Genomic DNA, 16,327 nt, shown 5'->3' with positions numbered 1-16,327 from the left:
TTCCCATCCTGTGCTCGACCTGATTCACGGATAACCCATGGCGGCAATTGGCAGTGACCTATTGCCGCGCTATGATGGCAACGCCATTTCACTTTTTACGCCACCCATGCAGTTAACCACGCCAAGATTGTCTTTACGCCTGCTGACCGACGAAGATGCAGGCTTTATCCTTGAACTGCTGAATGATCCAGGGTTTTTGCAGTATATAGGTGATAAAAACGTACGAAGTCTGGACGACGCCCGTCGACATATTCAGGAAGGGCCGTTAGCTATGTATCAGGACAAAGGATTTTGTCTGCTGCGAGTGGGCTTAAAAGAGAGTGATGATGCGATTGGCCTATGTGGTCTGTTAAAGCGAGATTATCTGGACCATCCCGATCTCGGGTATGCATTTCTGCCCAAGGGGCGGGGAGCGGGTTACGCGAGTGAAGCCATCCAAGCCGTGCTTGAACATGCCACTGCTAAAGGATTGAATACCTTAATGGCCTATTGCCAGGCGGACAATAGCGCATCTATTCGTCAGTTGGATAAAGCCGGTTTTTTATCACTAGGTCCCTATCAGCTCGAAGGCTCTAGCGATAACCTGATTCTCTTTCAGCGCACGGCTGGGTATTAATTCGCTGCCGGATGCATTTAATTCTATACCTATAAAAACTACAAAATAGTAGAAATTATTTTCACCTTGGTTTATTTCTACTACAAAGTAGATAAATGAGATGAATCTGTGGCTGAACCCGGCAAAATTCTCGGTGAGTTTGAACAGATAACCCTATTGGCATTATTGCAATTAGATAATTGCGGTTATGGCGCGGTTATTCGTCAATTATTGCATGACAAGATCGGCCGTGATGTTGCGATTGGCGCCTTGTACGCCACTTTGGAGCGGCTTGAAAAGAAAGGCATGGTCAGGTCCTGGTTGGGGGATGCGACTCCGGAAAGAGGGGGGCGTGCCAAGCGTTACTTTGAAGTCAGCGCTAAGGGAAAACTCGCTTTGCAGCAGTGTAAAACGGCGTTGGACACTATGTGGCAAGGAATAGTGCTAGGTACTCATCAGGAGCATCGTTATGGCTGAGCTTTCGCATAACTGCAAACCACCCCGCCTAGCTGAGGGGCTGCTTGCGCTTTTGATAGGACGGTCTGATGAGATGCTCGGGGATTTATCTGAAGAATTTCTGTGGCGAGCAGCAAAAGACCCCAGAGCGGCACACTATTGGTACTGGCAGCAGGTGCTACGCAGCTTGCCCTATGCGGTAGAGCACTCAATTCTGCTGGCAAGATTGTCATGCTTAGTGGTCTGTGCTTGTCTGATTTTGGTGCCAGTGTTGATCGCATTTGTCGCCTGGTTATCCAACTTTGATGTCTTTCCTGCTGGTGTGGAGCAGGGCATGCAGCGCCTGGTATCCGGGCAGATTGCAGGCCTGCTAACCGAATCCGCCATTTGGGGACAGTTTCCTGAGGCGCTGCGGCGGACAGAGGACTTGTGGTTCTTAATGCATCCCCCAGCACTCATCTGGAGCCTGCTAAGTGTTGCCGCGGCATACCTTTACTATCGCCGTAAAGCTAGCAGCACCGTGGGATTTGCTTTAATGGCACTGATGTTGGTCTTTATGCCTTATGTGGTAGGTAAGCTGTATATTTTCTGGCATGCGCCGCCAGCTAAGCAGGTTGGGCCGTTATTGGCTTTCATGCTGCTACATATTTGCTACAGCGTTCCGCCTCTGGCCTATATGGCGGTTAAACGCTTGAGGCATTCAGCCAGATATCGTCATGGATAGCCGTGAACTACTGCATGAAACTGAGCGAAGCGAAGGTGAGCAAGGCTGGTTAGCCACCTTCGCAGATCTGATGTCGCTGCTGATGTGCTTTTTCGTATTGTTGCTGTCTTTCTCTGAAATTGATGTGATCAAATTCAAGCAACTGGCGGGTTCAATGAAGCATGCCTTTGGTGTGCAGCAGCAAATTCCTGCGGAGGATATTCCAAAGGGCACCAGTGTTATTGCCCAGGAGTTTAGTCCCGGTCGGCCCGAGCCCAGCCCAATCAACCAAGTGCGTCAGCACACCAGCAGTGATTCGCAGCCTTTTGTTCCAAGGTCCGCAGGGCCGCAAGAGGTTGCTCAGGATGCACTCAATCAGTCGCTTAAACAGGCTCAGACCCGCATACAAAATGACATGCAGGAACATCTGCGCCGGGGAAGCTTTGAGCTGGATAATCTCGGTCAGCAATTGATTATTCGTATTCAGGAAAAAGGTGCTTTTGCCACTGGCAGCGCGTTTTTGCAGCCGCAATTTATTCCTCTGGTTAAACAGATTGCTGAGATCATCAGTGACGTGCCAGGCGAGATTATTGTCAGCGGCCATACTGATAATCTTCCCCAACGTAATGAGCTGTTTGAGGACAATCTGGAATTATCTGCTGCCAGAGCCATTGCCATCGCCCGGGTATTACGCAATCCAGATATCCGTTGGCGCTTGAAGGTTGAAGGATTGGCGGACACGCAACCTCTGCTACCCAACAGTAACGCAGCCAACCGAGCCCGTAACCGTCGGGTCGAAATTATCTTAACCCAAGGCAAGGCCGTAAGCGGTGACTTGTCACTCTCTAAGCTCGAATGAGGAAAGTTGTATGGATAAAGGGTCAGTCATCGGCATACTGCTGGTCATTGCCGCGCTTGTGTTGGGGATTGTTAGCGGCGGTGAATCGTTGCTTAGCTATATTAATGCGCCGTCCATTGCGATTGTCATTATAGGTACTTTTGGGGCGGTGATTCTAAGTGTACGACCTGAGGTGTTTTTTAAGGCCATCGGCAATATTGTGCATGCGTTTCGGCGTAATAAGTTGGATATGGCGCAGGCCATTGAGACCTGTGTGCGGCTGGCAGATAAATCGCGACGCGGTGGCTTGCTGGCACTGGAGCAGGAAAGCCTGTCCGACCCCTTTGTCAAAAAAGCCATGGATATGCTGGTGGATGGCTATGACGTTGCCACGGTCGAAGCCCTGTTAAATAAAGAAATCTACCTGACCCGGGAACGTAACCAGCAGTCGGTTAAAGTACTGATGGCGTTTTCGGAATTTGCTCCGGCCATGGGCATGATAGGAACTTTAGTGGGGCTGGTGGCCATGCTGCAAAATATGCAGGATCCTGCCAGCATCGGGCCGAAAATGGCGGTGGCGCTGCTGACGACCTTGTATGGTGCGCTTATTGCTAATGGCATTACTACGCCGCTGGCCAAAAAACTCAGCGCCCGCAGTAACGAAATTCTGCTCTATCAAAGCCTGATTAAAGATGCCGCGATCAAGATCGTTCAGGGGGAGCATCCCAAGGCGACATTTGATTTCCTGCAAACCTATGTGGACAACCATAAGCGTAAGTCACAAGAAGAAATGAAACAGCTAATGGCGGGCTAGTGGCGGCAGCCTGCTCGCAAGGTGCCTCACTATCCAGTTGAATGTGAAGAGGCTGTGGCCTGGTGAATCAGAGTTCACCGACCTGTTATTTTTGTGATGTGCGTTCAGCCAGATTAATGAAATCAGTCACATAGGGGATTCGCTCGTCACCTTTGCGTATGCCCAGGAAAATGCTTTTCATAATGCCTTGTTTACCAATCCTCAGGCTGGTTATAGGTAAGCTTGATTCATATTCCTGCACTAACCAACCGGGTAACGCGCAGATGCCGCGACCGCTGGCCACCATTTGCAGCATGATTTCGGTGGTTTCTATGACTTTATGCTGACGAACGGTACATTGGGCGGGGTTCAGAAACTGGCTGAAAATATCCAGGCGCTGCGGTTCTACGGGGTAAGTGAACAGTACCTCGTTGCTCAATTGTTCTGGGGTCACCCATTGCTGGCCGGCGAGTGGATGAGACTTGGCCACCACTAAACGGTGCTCATAGCCAAACACAGGGAAATACTCCAACTCGGGTTTGAATAAAGGGTCGGGCGTGACCAGCATATCTATTTCATAGTCATACAGGGCCCGCAAGCCGCCAAACTGGAATTCCTGCCGGACATCAATATCTACCGCTGGCCATTGCTCCAGAAAGGGGGCTACCACTCTAAGCAACCACTGATAGCAAGGATGGCATTCCATGCCAATTCGCAGCGAGCCCATTTCGCCCTTGGCAATTTGCTGAAGTAAAAGCTCTGTATGTTCAAACTGCGGCAGCAGCCTTCGGGACAACGCATGGATGCGCTTCCCTGCTGCGGTCAGCCGTAAATTGCGGCCCTGCTTCTCCCAGATTGTTGTGCCAATCTGCCCTTCCAGCTTTTTAATGCTATGGCTTAGGGCTGACTGCGTTAGGTTAAGCGCTTCGGCCGCTTGCGTTAGCGTACCTTGTTCCTCAATGGCTGACAGGATGGCCAGGTGAATGCGTTCCAACATGATGCGCTCCCGCAGAATATAAATTCATGAGTGGTGTTCATGAATTTATGAAATAAGATCATTTTTATTCATGTGAATGGCCAAGTATAAAGTACCCATAGCGCTTAACTCTATACAAAGTTGCAGTTGATTATTTCGTCGCACCATTTGCGCGGAAATCAGATTAAACGGTGATGGTTAGCTACAGGCTCGCTCAGGGAAGCAAATTAAATTTCCACCAAGAGCAAGGAATGAATTCGGGTTTTATCCCTGAAAATTGGAGGTCAGATCAGCATGAATAAAGACTTTAAATTCACTATTAAAAGCATTTGTCTCGATGAGAATTATCATCCGTCAGACAGTACGCGTATTACTACCAACTTTGCCAACCTGGCCAGAGGTGAGAGCCGCCAGCAGAACCTGCGTAATGCGTTAAAGATGATTGACAATAGTTTCAATGCGTTGGCGCATTGGGATAACCCAAAGGGCGACCGCTATTCGGTGGAACTTGAAATCATTTCTGTGGATATGGACATTGAGGGTAGCGGCCGGACCTTCCCCTCTATTGAAGTGCTGAAGACCTATATCCTTGACCATAAAACCAATGAACGGATTGAAGGCATTGTCGGCAATAATTTCTCGTCCTATGTGCGTGACTATGATTTTAGTGTGTTGCTGCTAGAACATAATAAGGATCAAGCCAAGTTCAGCATTCCCAAGGGTTTTGGCGATCTGCATGGCAAGCTGTTCCAGTACTTTGTGAATTCAAATGTTTATAAAGAGAATTTTAAAAAGCCGCCGGTTATTTGCTTGAGTGTGTCAGACAACAAGACCTATCACCGCACCGATAATCAGCATCCCGTATTGGGCTTTGAATACCAGCCAAATGAGTCCTCGTTGACGGAACAGTACTTCCAAAAGATGGGCTTACAGGTGCGCTATTTTATGCCACCCAATAGTGTTGCGCCTTTGGCCTTCTACTTCTTTGGTGACTTACTCAATGATTACAGCAATCTCGAGCTAATCAGCACCATCAGTACGATGGAAACCTTTCAGAAGATATACCGCCCTGAAATCTACAATGCCAATGCGGTTGCCGGCAGGTGTTACCAGCCGAATCTGAAAAATTCCGATCATTCTCTCACTCAGATTGTTTATGACCGGGAAGAGCGCAGCAAGTTGGCGATCAAACAGGGTAAATTTGCTGAGGAGCACTTTATCAAGCCATATCAAAACATTCTTGAGCAATGGTCTGCGAATTTCGCTTAATCACCAACCTGAAAAGACAGCAGTATTTATTATGAAGAAATTACTACCTACTTCTACCGCAGGCAGTTTACCCAAGCCCTCCTGGCTTGCTCAGCCTGAGGTGCTTTGGTCACCTTGGAAGTTGCAAGGTCAGGAGCTGATTGACGGCAAGCAAGATGCTTTGCGGGTGTCTTTACAAGAACAGCAACAGGCCGGTATTGATGTCGTCAGTGACGGCGAGCAAACGCGCCAGCATTTCGTCACCACCTTTATTGAACATCTAAGCGGCGTTGATTTTGAGAAGCGCAAGACGGTAAAAATCCGTGACCGCTATGATGCCAGCGTGCCTACTGTGGTCGGCGCGGTATCCCGTCAACAACCGGTTTTTGTTGAGGATGCCAGGTTCTTGCGCCAGCAAACCAAGCAACCGATTAAATGATCACTACAAAAGCCGGGTAAAACTGGCCTGGGAATTTGCCAAAATTCTTAATCAGGAAGCCAGGGAGCTGGAAGCGGCGGGTGTCGATATTATTCAATTTGATGAACCGGCATTTAATGTGTTCTTTGATGAAGTAAATGATTGGGGCATTGCCACGCTGGAACGCGCTATTGAAGGTCTTAAAAGTGAAACGGACGTGCATATTTTCTAATGCTACGGTATCAAAGCCAAAACGGATTGGAAGAAGACCTTAGGTTCTGATTGGCGCCAATATGAAGAAGCCTTTCCCAAGCTGCAAAAATCTAAAATCGATATTGTCTCGCTGGAATGTCACAATTCGCGCGTACCAATAGACCTGCTTGAGCTTATTCGTGGCAAAAAAGTGATGGTGGGGGCCATTGATGTGGCTACCAACAGCATTGAGACGCCCGAGGAAGTTGCAGCCACCCTGCGAAAAGCCCTTCAGTTTGTGGATGCAGACAAGCTCTATCCTTGTACTAACTGCGGTATGGCACCTTTGTCGCGCAGTGTGGCAAGAGGCAAGCTGCATGCATTAACTGCTGGTGCTGAGATAGTGCGAAACGAACTTCTGGGCTAACAAACAGCGACATGGATTTGCCTTTAATGGGTTATCAGTGTGGATGTTGCACCGGTGCAACATCCCATCTCAGTTTAGCGATTGCCACATAACCTCTGCTAGTCGCTAAGGGCTTCAGAACCCTTACTTAAACTCTACCGTCTTATCTTTACTGATCACCCGTGCCTGAATATGTTCATATTCGTCTGACAGTATTACCTGGCCGATACCACTGTTGTTGTAGAGTACGCCACGTTGCCCCTGAGGCTGGCGGCGTTTAATCAGCATACGGCGGCGCTTGGTTAGAAAGTTGAGGGGTGAGCGACTGCCGTAGAGCCACAGGTTGATACGGTCAAACCAGCGTAGCAAACCTGCAGGGAAGCAATTTTTAATGCCGCTGGCGGTCACCTGCAATATCTTCGGGCTGTGTTTGCGAAAACGCAGGGTGATGTCATACACAAAGCTGTAGTGTACGTCGCCGGATAGAATTACAAAATGCGGTGGGGTTTTGTGATGGCGGAAAATATTCAGTATCACATTGGCGGCACCGGGATGGGCCATCCAGTTTTCGGCGTCCACCATCAAGGCTTTACCAAAAAAGGTAAAAATACGCTGTACGGCTTCAATCAGTTTGACGCCGAAAATGGGCGCGGGAGAGACCAGGATCACGGCGGGTTCACCAATCAGTTCTTGCTGCAAATCTGACAGCGATTCCCAGTCCATCAGGCCGGAAGGTTTGGCCGGGCTGCTTTCCGAGCGCCATCTGTGCGTACGGGTATCCAGTACAATAATTTTAGGTGAGGTAGCCAGACAATAATGCCACTCTTGCCAGTCCAGCAAAGTGTTGATGAGATTGTCCTGTTGCTCCAATTCACCGGCTTTAACACTAGCATGTAACGCTTCCAGCAGGGGATCGAAGCACTGCGGTTTGTTGCCCCAGCCCTGACAAAGCAAATAGCCAATCAGGGCATTACCGATAATACGGCGTGAAAACGGATGCCCATACGCTGACTCTTCCCAGCCACGGGTCAGGTTCCAGTCATCGGTGATGTCATGATCATCAAAGATCATATAAGTGGGGATATGGGCCAAGGTGCGACGGACTTTACTCAGCCCGAGGACGAATTCTTTTACCGTCAGGTTTTCTTTGTCGTAACGGGGTTTAAATTTATCAGGAATGCGTGCGCGGCCTGCGTCTAAATCCACCCATTTCCAGCAAGTGTCGGACCAAACCAGCAGATACATGGCAATCACTTCTGCCAGGCAGATAAGGTGATTATGGGCACCGACAGAGGTAAATATCGGCTTTCTGGCCCCGCCAAAAAAGCGTTCCACCAGTTTTTCATTGGCCTTGTTTTTGGGTAACAATTGCTCGCGAATATAGTAGCAGTGAGGGCTACTATACAATTCCTCGCTGGTGCTGACGGTCGCTCCGGCAAATTCCTCTGTGTATAGCCCGAGTTTTTGGATGACCTGATGAATCGCCCACAACGTCGGACCTGCCACGTCATCTACATAGACCTGGTCACCGGAAAACAGCATCAGTGCTGGACGATGCTGTGCATCATGACGTTTGTCTGCCAGCAGTTTGTCTACTTCAAGCAGGCCATCACTGCTGGGATGATGAGGTTTACGGCAAGAGCCATGTAAAAGATTATCCACCCTGGACTTCAGCATAAAGCCCGGCAGGGTGTCGCCTTCGTAGCAAAGTTCAGGGATATGCGTACAGAGCCCTTGGCCTGCTTCGTCCAACAGGTCGTAATGTACATAAGTGTCAGTGGTCAGCGGTGTGTCCAGGGCAAAATGCAGTAACTGAATATAACAATGCTCACCAACCCGGATTTGTTCATATCTGAGCTGCTCAGAGGCAACTTGCAGGCCTTTAGCATCCTGCAGTGTTAGTTCAAATGAACAGGCACGCGTGGTTGCCAGCCAGAAGGTCAGCTGGGTCGGTTCACAGTGGCGCAGCACCGGGCCGGCCAAAATTAAAGGTAGGGATTCATTCACGCCTTGGTTTCTATCAGGGATTTCAACAGGTTGCAATAATTCACCTGTACTTGGGCATAACTGCTTACACATTTATGCAAAGTATCGCGCTAGCAAAGTCACTTTGTTGGTATGCCGAGGTCAGGGTTTTGGGGGCGATGATGGGCGTGATAATTTGCCTGGTTTGCCCATAAACGGGGGAGTTATCCGACCAATGGCATTATTTGTTGATGGAAATTTGTTGCGCTCTTGGTTTATTCGGACGATAACCTTAGTCAGGGATGCAAACCTATTCCGGTTGATGTTCGATGTCATTCGTGAATGGACGGGGGAAACCCAGGGAAATCAAGTTGTGTGGCGGCAGTTGCGCAGTTGTTAAAGTCTGCCACACTTAGGTTTGACCAAATTGAGTTGCGGCCTGTTATGAATAAAAACACTAACCAGCCTTCAAATTTTCGTCCCTCCTCTTTAAAACAAGCGTCACTGGCCATCAAGCTGCTTCTTACTGTCGGCTTCCTGCTGGTCGTGGTAACCCTGGCCTTTCTGATGTACAGCCACTGGTCATTGTCTGATACCGAAGAGGTAATAGTGACCCAGGTCTCCTCTGAGCTAGAGAGCAGTGTTGCTGACAGCCTGAGAGCCCAGGCCGGTATGCACGCCAGCCAGGTTGCCGCCAGCATAGAGAATATCTATCAGTACCCTAAAGCGGTTGCGACACAAATAAGCAAAACCATTGAAAATGCCAATCAACAGCCGATTAGCAGGGCACAAGTGCAAAACCTGGTGAAATATACCTTAGAGATCAGTGGTTCTTCATCAATGTATGCGCAGTTTGAAGCGGGAGGATTCTATGACAATGACGCTGATTACAGCGCAGGAGCCAGCCACTCAGTGCCGGGGGTTGGGACCTTAGAGGTCTACTTTGTTCGTGAACCCAACGGCAAGATTGACCAGGAACCTATTACGGATGCTGAAGAAAAACATGATGCCACCCTGGATGAGTTTGGACTTCGGGCCGCAGAGTGGTACTTATGCAATCAGGAAAAAATGCGTCCTTGCCTGACCAACCCCTACAACTATGAGATTCGTCCTGGCTATGAAGAGCTGATGACCAGCCTGACCGTGCCTGTGATTGCGCAAGGGCGTTTTCGGGGAGTGGTAGGTGCAGATATGAACCTGCCTATTATTCAGGAGCGTGCTACTAAACTTGCGGCGTCATTGTTTGCCGGAAAGGCCAAAGTGTTTCTGGTCAGTCAGGACGGCTTCCTGGTCGCGGCCAGCAGCAATGCCGATAAGCTGGCCAGACCCTTCTCTGAAGTGGTGAGCGCTGAACAGGCCAAACGTTTAGTTGCCCTGGCCGCCTCTGGCGATACGCTCAAGCTCGACAACTACCTGTATGTTGCCAGTCCGGTAAATATTCAGACCGCCCAGACCCAGTGGCAGCTGATTATTGGTGTGGATTATCAGTCGGCCATGGCTGCCGTGGGTAAGGTATCCGGGGCCATTCAGGATGAAGTTTCAGCCTTGCTCGGGCAACTGCTGTTAATTGCCATTATTCTGGTGGGCTCTGCACTGGTGATTGTATGGGTGTTCACCCGCACTATTGTCAGCCCCCTGCGTTTAGTGGCACGGCGTATGACCGAACTGGCCGGCCAGGGCGGAGATCTGACTAACAGCTTACATGTCAGCACGCATAAGGAGCTTATTGAGCTGGCAGATGGCTTTAATCAGTTCCAGGAGAAAATTCGTGGTTTGCTGCAATCGGTGAAGTCGTCCAGCCGTGAAGTTTCAGACAGTGCCAAACAGACCAGTGGCTATGCGAAAGACACCAGTACCCAGATAAACCGTCAACACCAGGAAATTGATAGTGTGGTGACGGCCATCACAGAGATGTCGGCAACGGCCAGTGATGTGGCAAAGCATGCTATTGATGCTGCCGACAGCGCACAGTCTGCCAGAGGCTCTGCAAATACCACAGAGAAGACCTTGTCCTTTGCCGTAGACGAGGTTAGCAAGCTAGCCGATGACATGGGCCAAGCTGCTCAGGCTGTCTCTGCGGTGGCCTCTCGCAGCAATGATATCCGTAAAATTCTGGATGTGATTGGTGCCATCGCCGATCAAACCAATCTGTTGGCATTGAATGCCGCTATCGAAGCGGCGCGAGCCGGCGACCATGGCCGTGGTTTTAGCGTGGTGGCCGATGAAGTTCGCGCACTGGCATCTAAAACCGCCGAGTCGGTGAAAGAGATCAGCGACGTGATAGCCGGCTTGCAACAGGAAGTGAAAACTACAGTTGGTGTGATTGATGAAAACAGCACAAGGGCAACCTCGGCCGCAGCTAAATCAAAAGAAGCTTTCGCCGATTTGAGTAATATCGTTGCCGAGATCACGCACATTTCCGACCGCGTGATGCAAATGGCCACGGCTGCTGAAGAGCAAAGTGCCGTCAGCGAGGAAATCAATAAAAATATGGTGTCCATTGGTGACGCTACCAGACAAGTGGCTGATTTGGCCGGTTCGTCAATGCAAAGCGCTGGCGATATCGCTGATAACGTTCAGCGCTTACAGGCGCAGCTCGACAGGCTTAAAACTGAGTAGGTGTGAAAAAACAAAACCCCGCTATTGTGCGGGGTTTTTCTTGAGCATCGAGGTTATTGGCGCATGGCCTTTTCGCCACGGGCCAAGCCACACACGCCGGTGCGTGACAGTTCGACGATTTCTGCCGTTTGACTCATGGTTTGGATAAAAGCGTCCAGCTTGTCGCTGGTGCCGGTTATTTCAATGGTGTAGTTACGCGGTGTAATATCCACCACCTGGCCTCTGAATATGTCGACGGTACGTTTAACTTCATCGCGCACCGCATCGCTGCGGGTAGCCACTTTGATCAACATCAGCTCGCGTTCAACATGGCTGCCGTCGGTCAGATCAGAGATCTTCAATACATCAATCAGCTTGTTGACCTGCTTGGTGATCTGTTCAATCACTTTGTCATCGCCTGCTGTGGTGATGGTCAGCCTGGATAAGCTGGAATCTTCAATCGGGGCAACGCAAAGTGAATCTACGTTGTAACCACGCTGTGAAAACAAACCGATAATACGAGACAGTGCGCCAGGTTCGTTTTCCATTAATACAGATATAATTCGTCTCATCAGGTGCGCTCCGTCTTGCTCAGTCTCATGTCGTCCATCGCGCCATATTTGATCTGCATGGGATAGACGTGCTCGTTCTGATCAACGGCGATATCCATAAACACCAGTTTGTCTTTCAGTGCAAAGCAGCGCGCCATGGCGTCTTCCAGCTCTTCCGGCTTGTCGACCTTGATCCCCACGTGACCATAGGCTTCAGCCAGTTTGACAAAGTCAGGTAGCGAGTCCATGTACGAATGAGAATGGCGGCCTTTGTAGATCATATCCTGCCATTGACGCACCATGCCCAGTGCACGGTTGTTCAGGGAGATAATCTTCACTGGCAATCCGTACTGCATACAGGTGGACAGCTCTTGAATGTTCATCTGAATACTGCCGTCACCCGTTACGCAGCAAACCACCGCATCGGGATGAGCAAACTGCACGCCCATAGCGGCAGGCAGGCCAAAGCCCATAGTGCCCAGACCACCGGAGTTAATCCAGCGACGAGGCTTGGCAAAGGGATAATACAAGGCGGCAAACATCTGGTGCTGGCCAACATCAGAGCTGACATAGGCGTCGCCCTGGGTGTGGCGGTACAAAGACTCGATAACCTGCTGCGGCTTAATCAGCTCATTGCTGCTTGCATAGTTCAGACATTTACGGGTTCGCCATGATGCAATCTGTTCCCACCAATCGGCCAGTTGCTCTTTACGCTCGGTGTCGTTGATTTCATGCATTTGCTCGAAGAATTGTGTGAGTACACTTTTCACCGAGCCAACCACGGGAATATGCGCATTGACTGTTTTGGAAATCGATGCTGGGTCAATATCCACATGAATAATGGTGGCATGAGGACAGAATTTATCGACGTTATTGGTCACCCTGTCATCAAAACGTGCACCCAGAGCCAGAATACAATCGGCATTGTGCATGGTTTTGTTGGCTTCCAGCGTGCCGTGCATGCCTAACATACCAATACATTGTTGATGGTCGCCAGGAAAGGCGCCCAGACCCATCAGGGTATTGGTTACCGGTAAATGTAGCTTTTCGGCCAATTCAGTCACCAGGCTGCTGGCGTCACAGGCAATGGCACCGCCGCCGACATACAGAACAGGGCGCTTGGCATCCAACAGCGCTTTTAGTGCCTTTTTAATTTGTCCCATATGCCCCTTAATGGTGGGGTTATAGGAGCGCATTTGCACTTTATCAGGGAACTGGTAAGGGTGAGATTCCTGGATATTGACAATATCTTTAGGTAAATCCACGACCACCGGACCGGGACGACCTGTATTGGCAATGTAATAGGCCTTGGCAATGGCATCAGGAATGTCGATTGCGCGCTTGACCAGGAAGCTGTGTTTGACGATAGGACGAGAGCATCCGACCATGTCGGTTTCCTGAAAGGCGTCTTCACCTATATGCACAGAAGGCACCTGGCCGGACAGAATCACCATTGGGATGCTATCCATATAGGCGGTTGCTATACCGGTAAGGGTGTTTGTTGCGCCTGGGCCTGAGGTGACCAGTACAGTACCAGTCTGGCCTGTGGCCCTGGCATAACCATCGGCCATATGGGCGGCGGCCTGCTCATGACGGACTAACACATGTTGAACATCTTCTTGCGCGTATAGGGCGTCGTAGATGTCCAGTACTGCACCACCCGGGTAACCGAATACGTGCTTTACGCCTACATCTTTAAGCGCTCTGACCACCATGGCGGCGCCTGACATCATCTCCACTGCTATTCTCCCATTGCTACTGGCATTTCCACGGGGTTTGGGGTCCGGGGTGCATATGGTTTTCTAATTAAGGGGTTCCCCAATGTGCTCTCTAATTCGATCTCCAGAAATGGAAAAACCTTAAATCAGGTCAGCGATTAGAGGAGGGAATGAAAACTATACTCAAGGAGGAGAAGAGTTAAAACAGTAAATGCAGGAAAAGTGAGATATCTATCCCGTTATACGGAAAAAATAGGACAAAAATTTCACTTGGCATAATAAAATAAGCAAGAAATAGGATGTGTTAACTTTTGATTAACACATCCGTAACGAGATTAATCGTCCAGTTCGATCTCTACGTCTGATTCTTCGCCCATATCGTCACTTTCTGACATACCGCGAGACTTGGAACCATAGATGCTGCCCATCTTGGGGCGGTTGATACGCTTTTGGTATTTGCACCAGGCGCGCTCTGCAACGGTCTGTGGCTCACGATCGCCTCGGGCAGATGCCAGAAAGCCTTCATCCTCATCGTTTTCAGGTTCTAAAAAACCATCAACCAGTGCGGCAATCAGGCAACCATAGCGGCTCAGCGCCTGGCTTTCGGATATGGAAAAATCCCCGGAACGAGAAAATCCATACGGATAGTTCTTCGGATCAAGAAATTGGCGTTTTAACAGCTGTTCTTTCGTTTGTTTGGCCATGATGGGCATCCCCAACTAAAAAGTCATCAACATCAGGAATGATACCAATAGAATTGGTATTGGCAGCGCAGCTCATAGGACATGGGCCTTTGCCAAGGACTAGATAGTTTCAAAACGCGAGGCTGTCAACAAAAAAGTGTCAGCCTCGGCATTTTTTTTACTGACCGAACAGAAATTGTCCCAGATAATGCACCAAAAGGTAGCCAAAGCTGTACGCAATAACCAGCGGCAAACTGAATTTGGCGAAACGGCCAAAAGTCAGTCCGGGAACCTTACTCATGGCCACGATACCTGCCGCTGAACCTATAACCAGCAATGAACCACCCACGCCAACCGCATAGGTCAGGCTTAGCCACGCGCCAGGATCCATATGGATATCAGCTTTAAGCAGGGCAGCAGTCAAGGGCACGTTATCGATAAAGGATGACATGACACCCAGCACATAGTTGGCGGCGTACAAGGGCATCACATCGTAAATCTTAATCAGTACATCCAGCACATGGATTTGTTTGAGCATACCTACTAACAAAAGGATACCGAGGAAGAACAACAAGGTGTCAAATTCGATGCGACGGATATAGTCAAGAATGGGGTCTTCGTCGTTATCTTTACGCAGGAAATGCGCCACCAGGAACATCACTGACAGACCACAGAGGAAACTGAGTACCGGCGGGATCTTAAAGGCAATATTACCCAGAATAGTTAGCAATATGGTGGTCAGGAAGATCGCAGCGATCAGCATATCTACGCGATTGACCGGAATACGGTTGCGGCTCAGGGTTATTTGTCCTTTCATGCCAAAGCTCAGCATGGCTGCCAGTAATATGACCGAGCACAAGGCCGGCAAACTTAGCCACAGCAGATTCTGGATTTCGGTTTTACCTTCCAGGAAAATCATCAGAGTGGTTACGTCACCGGTAATCAGTGCGACACCGCCAGAGTTCACGGCGAAAACGGCCAGCACGGCAAACTTAATGACCTTTTCCTTGGGTAAACCTAAGGGCAGTATCATGGCCACTGAGACTAGTGTGGCAGTGATGTTGTCCGCCAGTGAAGAGAAGAAGAAGGCAAACAAGCCGGTCATAAACAAGAGTCTGCGCTCGCTTATTTTGCTCGGCAACATCCTGTTGATAAGGCTTTCAATCATGCGCTTTTTATTCAGGTAGGCGACAAAGGTCATGGCCGCCACCAGAAATAGCCACAAACTGGCAATTTCGGCGATGTTTTCCTCAAGATGATGATTGACCAGCTCAGTGGCGCTGTCAGTCATGGCTGTCAGATACAGAATTACCCAGGACAGGGTACCGGTAAACAGGGTGATTTTTGCCTTGCTGATATGCGTGACTTCTTCGAAAACCACGCCGAGTAAGGCCAGGATTGCCAGCCCAATTAACAAAATCTCCACACCGCTCATGTGAATTTGCCTTGTATCTTTGCGATGGCGGCGGATTCTAAACCATCAGACCATTTATGCCTATTATCCATTTGGGTAATGACAACTTATGGCAAGAAAGCAACGTTAGTGTGGCTTCTTTGTCACCCAGGCCCAGCGCATCTCGCACTCAATGGTTTGTGCACCAGTACTGTCAGTAACGGCTACTGCAATTAGCGTGTCGCCGCGCTCCTGGGTTTGCATTGCCTGAATTTGTTCATCGGTAATGCTGGCCACCGCCTGCATGTCCCCCTGGGCGCGGGTCAAGTAGCGGATTTGCATGGATTTTATTAGCGGTAGTTTGTCGCCCGGCAGATTGACGCCGAAAATAAAACCGCTGGCGGACTCAGCCAGCAGCGCCATGGCGGCGGCATGCACACTGCCAATATGATTCTGGGCTTTTTTTAGATTACGCTGGCGCATAGTTACGGTGCGCCCGTCAGTCTCCAGGATCTCCAACCCGGCAGTACCGGCCAGCTTAACTTTGTGGCAAAACGCCCAGGTAAGAATACGTTTACTCAGCCACCTCGGATAACCATTGGCTTTGTCTACTAAGCGGCGCAAAGGATTACTTGCTGGCATGTGCGAATCTCCTGGTAAGACCAGTTATTACGTTGCCAGATTTACACAACGGAAACAATGACGGATTGCTGGAATCGACAAAGATAATTAGTGAGTTTGAAGAGTGTAAAAAGAATTAGGAAAAAATTTGGAGCGGGAAACGAGACTCGAAC

Annotated in this window: 14 protein-coding genes and 1 pseudogene; 8 read left to right on the top strand and 7 right to left on the bottom strand. The window is 49.6% G+C overall.

The features are described 5' to 3' along the window. The first annotated feature begins 37 nt into the window (after positions 1-37). The 5 genes from J0A65_RS12810 to J0A65_RS12790 all read left to right on the top strand — a co-directional run bounded on the left by J0A65_RS12810 (position 38) and on the right by J0A65_RS12790 (position 3,406). Positions 38-616, top strand: a complete 579-nt coding sequence (locus J0A65_RS12810; protein WP_206594585.1) for a GNAT family N-acetyltransferase — start codon at positions 38-40, stop codon at positions 614-616. 108 nt (positions 617-724) lie between these two features. Further along, a complete protein-coding gene (locus J0A65_RS12805) occupies positions 725-1,072 on the top strand; it encodes a PadR family transcriptional regulator (protein ID WP_206594584.1) in 348 nt (115 codons plus the stop codon). Beyond that, on the top strand, positions 1,065-1,775 hold the full coding sequence (locus J0A65_RS12800) for a hypothetical protein (RefSeq protein ID WP_206594583.1): 711 nt from the start codon (positions 1,065-1,067) through the stop codon (positions 1,773-1,775). Before J0A65_RS12805 ends, J0A65_RS12800 begins: the two co-directional genes overlap by 8 nt. After that, entirely contained in the window at positions 1,768-2,613 is an 846-nt protein-coding gene (locus J0A65_RS12795) for a MotB family protein (RefSeq protein WP_206594582.1), read from the top strand. Before J0A65_RS12800 ends, J0A65_RS12795 begins: the two co-directional genes overlap by 8 nt. A gap of 10 nt (positions 2,614-2,623) precedes the next feature. Continuing rightward, positions 2,624-3,406 (top strand): motility protein A, encoded by a 783-nt coding sequence (locus J0A65_RS12790; protein ID WP_206594581.1) that lies wholly within the window; start codon positions 2,624-2,626, stop codon positions 3,404-3,406. A gap of 85 nt (positions 3,407-3,491) precedes the next feature. On the opposite strand, the gene J0A65_RS12785 is transcribed toward J0A65_RS12790, so the two are convergent. Continuing rightward, positions 3,492-4,382, bottom strand: coding sequence for a LysR family transcriptional regulator (locus J0A65_RS12785; RefSeq protein ID WP_206594580.1), 891 nt, complete (start codon positions 4,380-4,382; stop codon positions 3,492-3,494). A 273-nt stretch (positions 4,383-4,655) separates the two neighbouring features. On the opposite strand from J0A65_RS12785, the gene J0A65_RS12780 reads away from it, so the two are divergent. Next, the gene (locus J0A65_RS12780; RefSeq protein ID WP_206594579.1) at positions 4,656-5,630 is read left to right on the top strand and encodes a DUF1852 domain-containing protein; all 975 of its coding nucleotides are present in this window, start codon (positions 4,656-4,658) and stop codon (positions 5,628-5,630) included. A gap of 31 nt (positions 5,631-5,661) precedes the next feature. Next, positions 5,662-6,646 (top strand): annotated as a pseudogene (locus J0A65_RS12775) (methionine synthase). A gap of 123 nt (positions 6,647-6,769) precedes the next feature. Here the strand turns inward: J0A65_RS12775 and J0A65_RS12770 are convergent. Then, positions 6,770-8,668, bottom strand: coding sequence for an alkaline phosphatase D family protein (locus J0A65_RS12770; protein WP_232849939.1), 1,899 nt, complete (start codon positions 8,666-8,668; stop codon positions 6,770-6,772). Between the two features lie 366 nt (positions 8,669-9,034). Between J0A65_RS12770 and J0A65_RS12765 the strand changes: the two genes are divergently transcribed. Further along, a complete protein-coding gene (locus tag J0A65_RS12765) occupies positions 9,035-11,209 on the top strand; it encodes a methyl-accepting chemotaxis protein (protein ID WP_206594578.1) in 2,175 nt (724 codons plus the stop codon). Positions 11,210-11,262: 53 nt separating this feature from the next. Here J0A65_RS12765 and ilvN read toward each other — a convergent pair whose 3' ends face one another. The 5 genes from ilvN to J0A65_RS12740 all read right to left on the bottom strand — a co-directional run bounded on the left by ilvN (position 11,263) and on the right by J0A65_RS12740 (position 16,175). Continuing rightward, positions 11,263-11,760: an acetolactate synthase small subunit gene (gene ilvN, locus J0A65_RS12760; RefSeq protein WP_206594577.1), complete on the bottom strand. Its 498-nt coding sequence runs from the start codon at positions 11,758-11,760 to the stop codon at positions 11,263-11,265. Beyond that, complete coding sequence (locus J0A65_RS12755) at positions 11,760-13,478, bottom strand: acetolactate synthase 3 large subunit (RefSeq protein WP_206594576.1); 1,719 nt, start codon at positions 13,476-13,478, stop codon at positions 11,760-11,762. Before J0A65_RS12755 ends, ilvN begins: the two co-directional genes overlap by 1 nt. A 314-nt stretch (positions 13,479-13,792) precedes the next feature. After that, positions 13,793-14,161 (bottom strand): MaoP family protein, encoded by a 369-nt coding sequence (locus tag J0A65_RS12750; protein ID WP_206594575.1) that lies wholly within the window; start codon positions 14,159-14,161, stop codon positions 13,793-13,795. 157 nt (positions 14,162-14,318) lie between these two features. Then, positions 14,319-15,575 (bottom strand): sodium:proton antiporter NhaD, encoded by a 1,257-nt coding sequence (nhaD, locus tag J0A65_RS12745; protein WP_206594574.1) that lies wholly within the window; start codon positions 15,573-15,575, stop codon positions 14,319-14,321. Positions 15,576-15,680: 105 nt separating this feature from the next. Next, positions 15,681-16,175, bottom strand: coding sequence for a DUF4442 domain-containing protein (locus tag J0A65_RS12740; protein ID WP_206594573.1), 495 nt, complete (start codon positions 16,173-16,175; stop codon positions 15,681-15,683). Positions 16,176-16,327: the final 152 nt, after the last annotated feature.

Source organism: Bowmanella yangjiangensis (assembly GCF_017255015.1).
In the GTDB taxonomy this organism is placed as follows: domain Bacteria; phylum Pseudomonadota; class Gammaproteobacteria; order Enterobacterales; family Alteromonadaceae; genus Bowmanella; species Bowmanella yangjiangensis.
Note: the sequence above shows the minus strand (reverse complement) of the source record. Positions and strands in the feature narration are given on the sequence as shown.

Excerpts from the sequence above, each read along its gene's own strand:
- ilvN (WP_206594577.1), bottom strand. The coding sequence starts at position 11,760 with ATGAGACGAATTATATCTGTATTAATGGAAAACGAACCTGGCGCACTG.
- J0A65_RS12750 (WP_206594575.1), bottom strand. The coding sequence starts at position 14,161 with ATGGCCAAACAAACGAAAGAACAGCTGTTAAAACGCCAATTTCTTGAT.
- J0A65_RS12740 (WP_206594573.1), bottom strand. The coding sequence starts at position 16,175 with ATGCCAGCAAGTAATCCTTTGCGCCGCTTAGTAGACAAAGCCAATGGT.
- J0A65_RS12800 (WP_206594583.1), top strand. The coding sequence starts at position 1,065 with ATGGCTGAGCTTTCGCATAACTGCAAACCACCCCGCCTAGCTGAGGGG.
- J0A65_RS12785 (WP_206594580.1), bottom strand. The coding sequence starts at position 4,382 with ATGTTGGAACGCATTCACCTGGCCATCCTGTCAGCCATTGAGGAACAA.
- J0A65_RS12795 (WP_206594582.1), top strand. The coding sequence starts at position 1,768 with ATGGATAGCCGTGAACTACTGCATGAAACTGAGCGAAGCGAAGGTGAG.
- J0A65_RS12810 (WP_206594585.1), top strand. The coding sequence starts at position 38 with ATGGCGGCAATTGGCAGTGACCTATTGCCGCGCTATGATGGCAACGCC.
- J0A65_RS12780 (WP_206594579.1), top strand. The coding sequence starts at position 4,656 with ATGAATAAAGACTTTAAATTCACTATTAAAAGCATTTGTCTCGATGAG.
- J0A65_RS12790 (WP_206594581.1), top strand. The coding sequence starts at position 2,624 with ATGGATAAAGGGTCAGTCATCGGCATACTGCTGGTCATTGCCGCGCTT.
- J0A65_RS12765 (WP_206594578.1), top strand. The coding sequence starts at position 9,035 with ATGAATAAAAACACTAACCAGCCTTCAAATTTTCGTCCCTCCTCTTTA.
- nhaD (WP_206594574.1), bottom strand. The coding sequence starts at position 15,575 with ATGAGCGGTGTGGAGATTTTGTTAATTGGGCTGGCAATCCTGGCCTTA.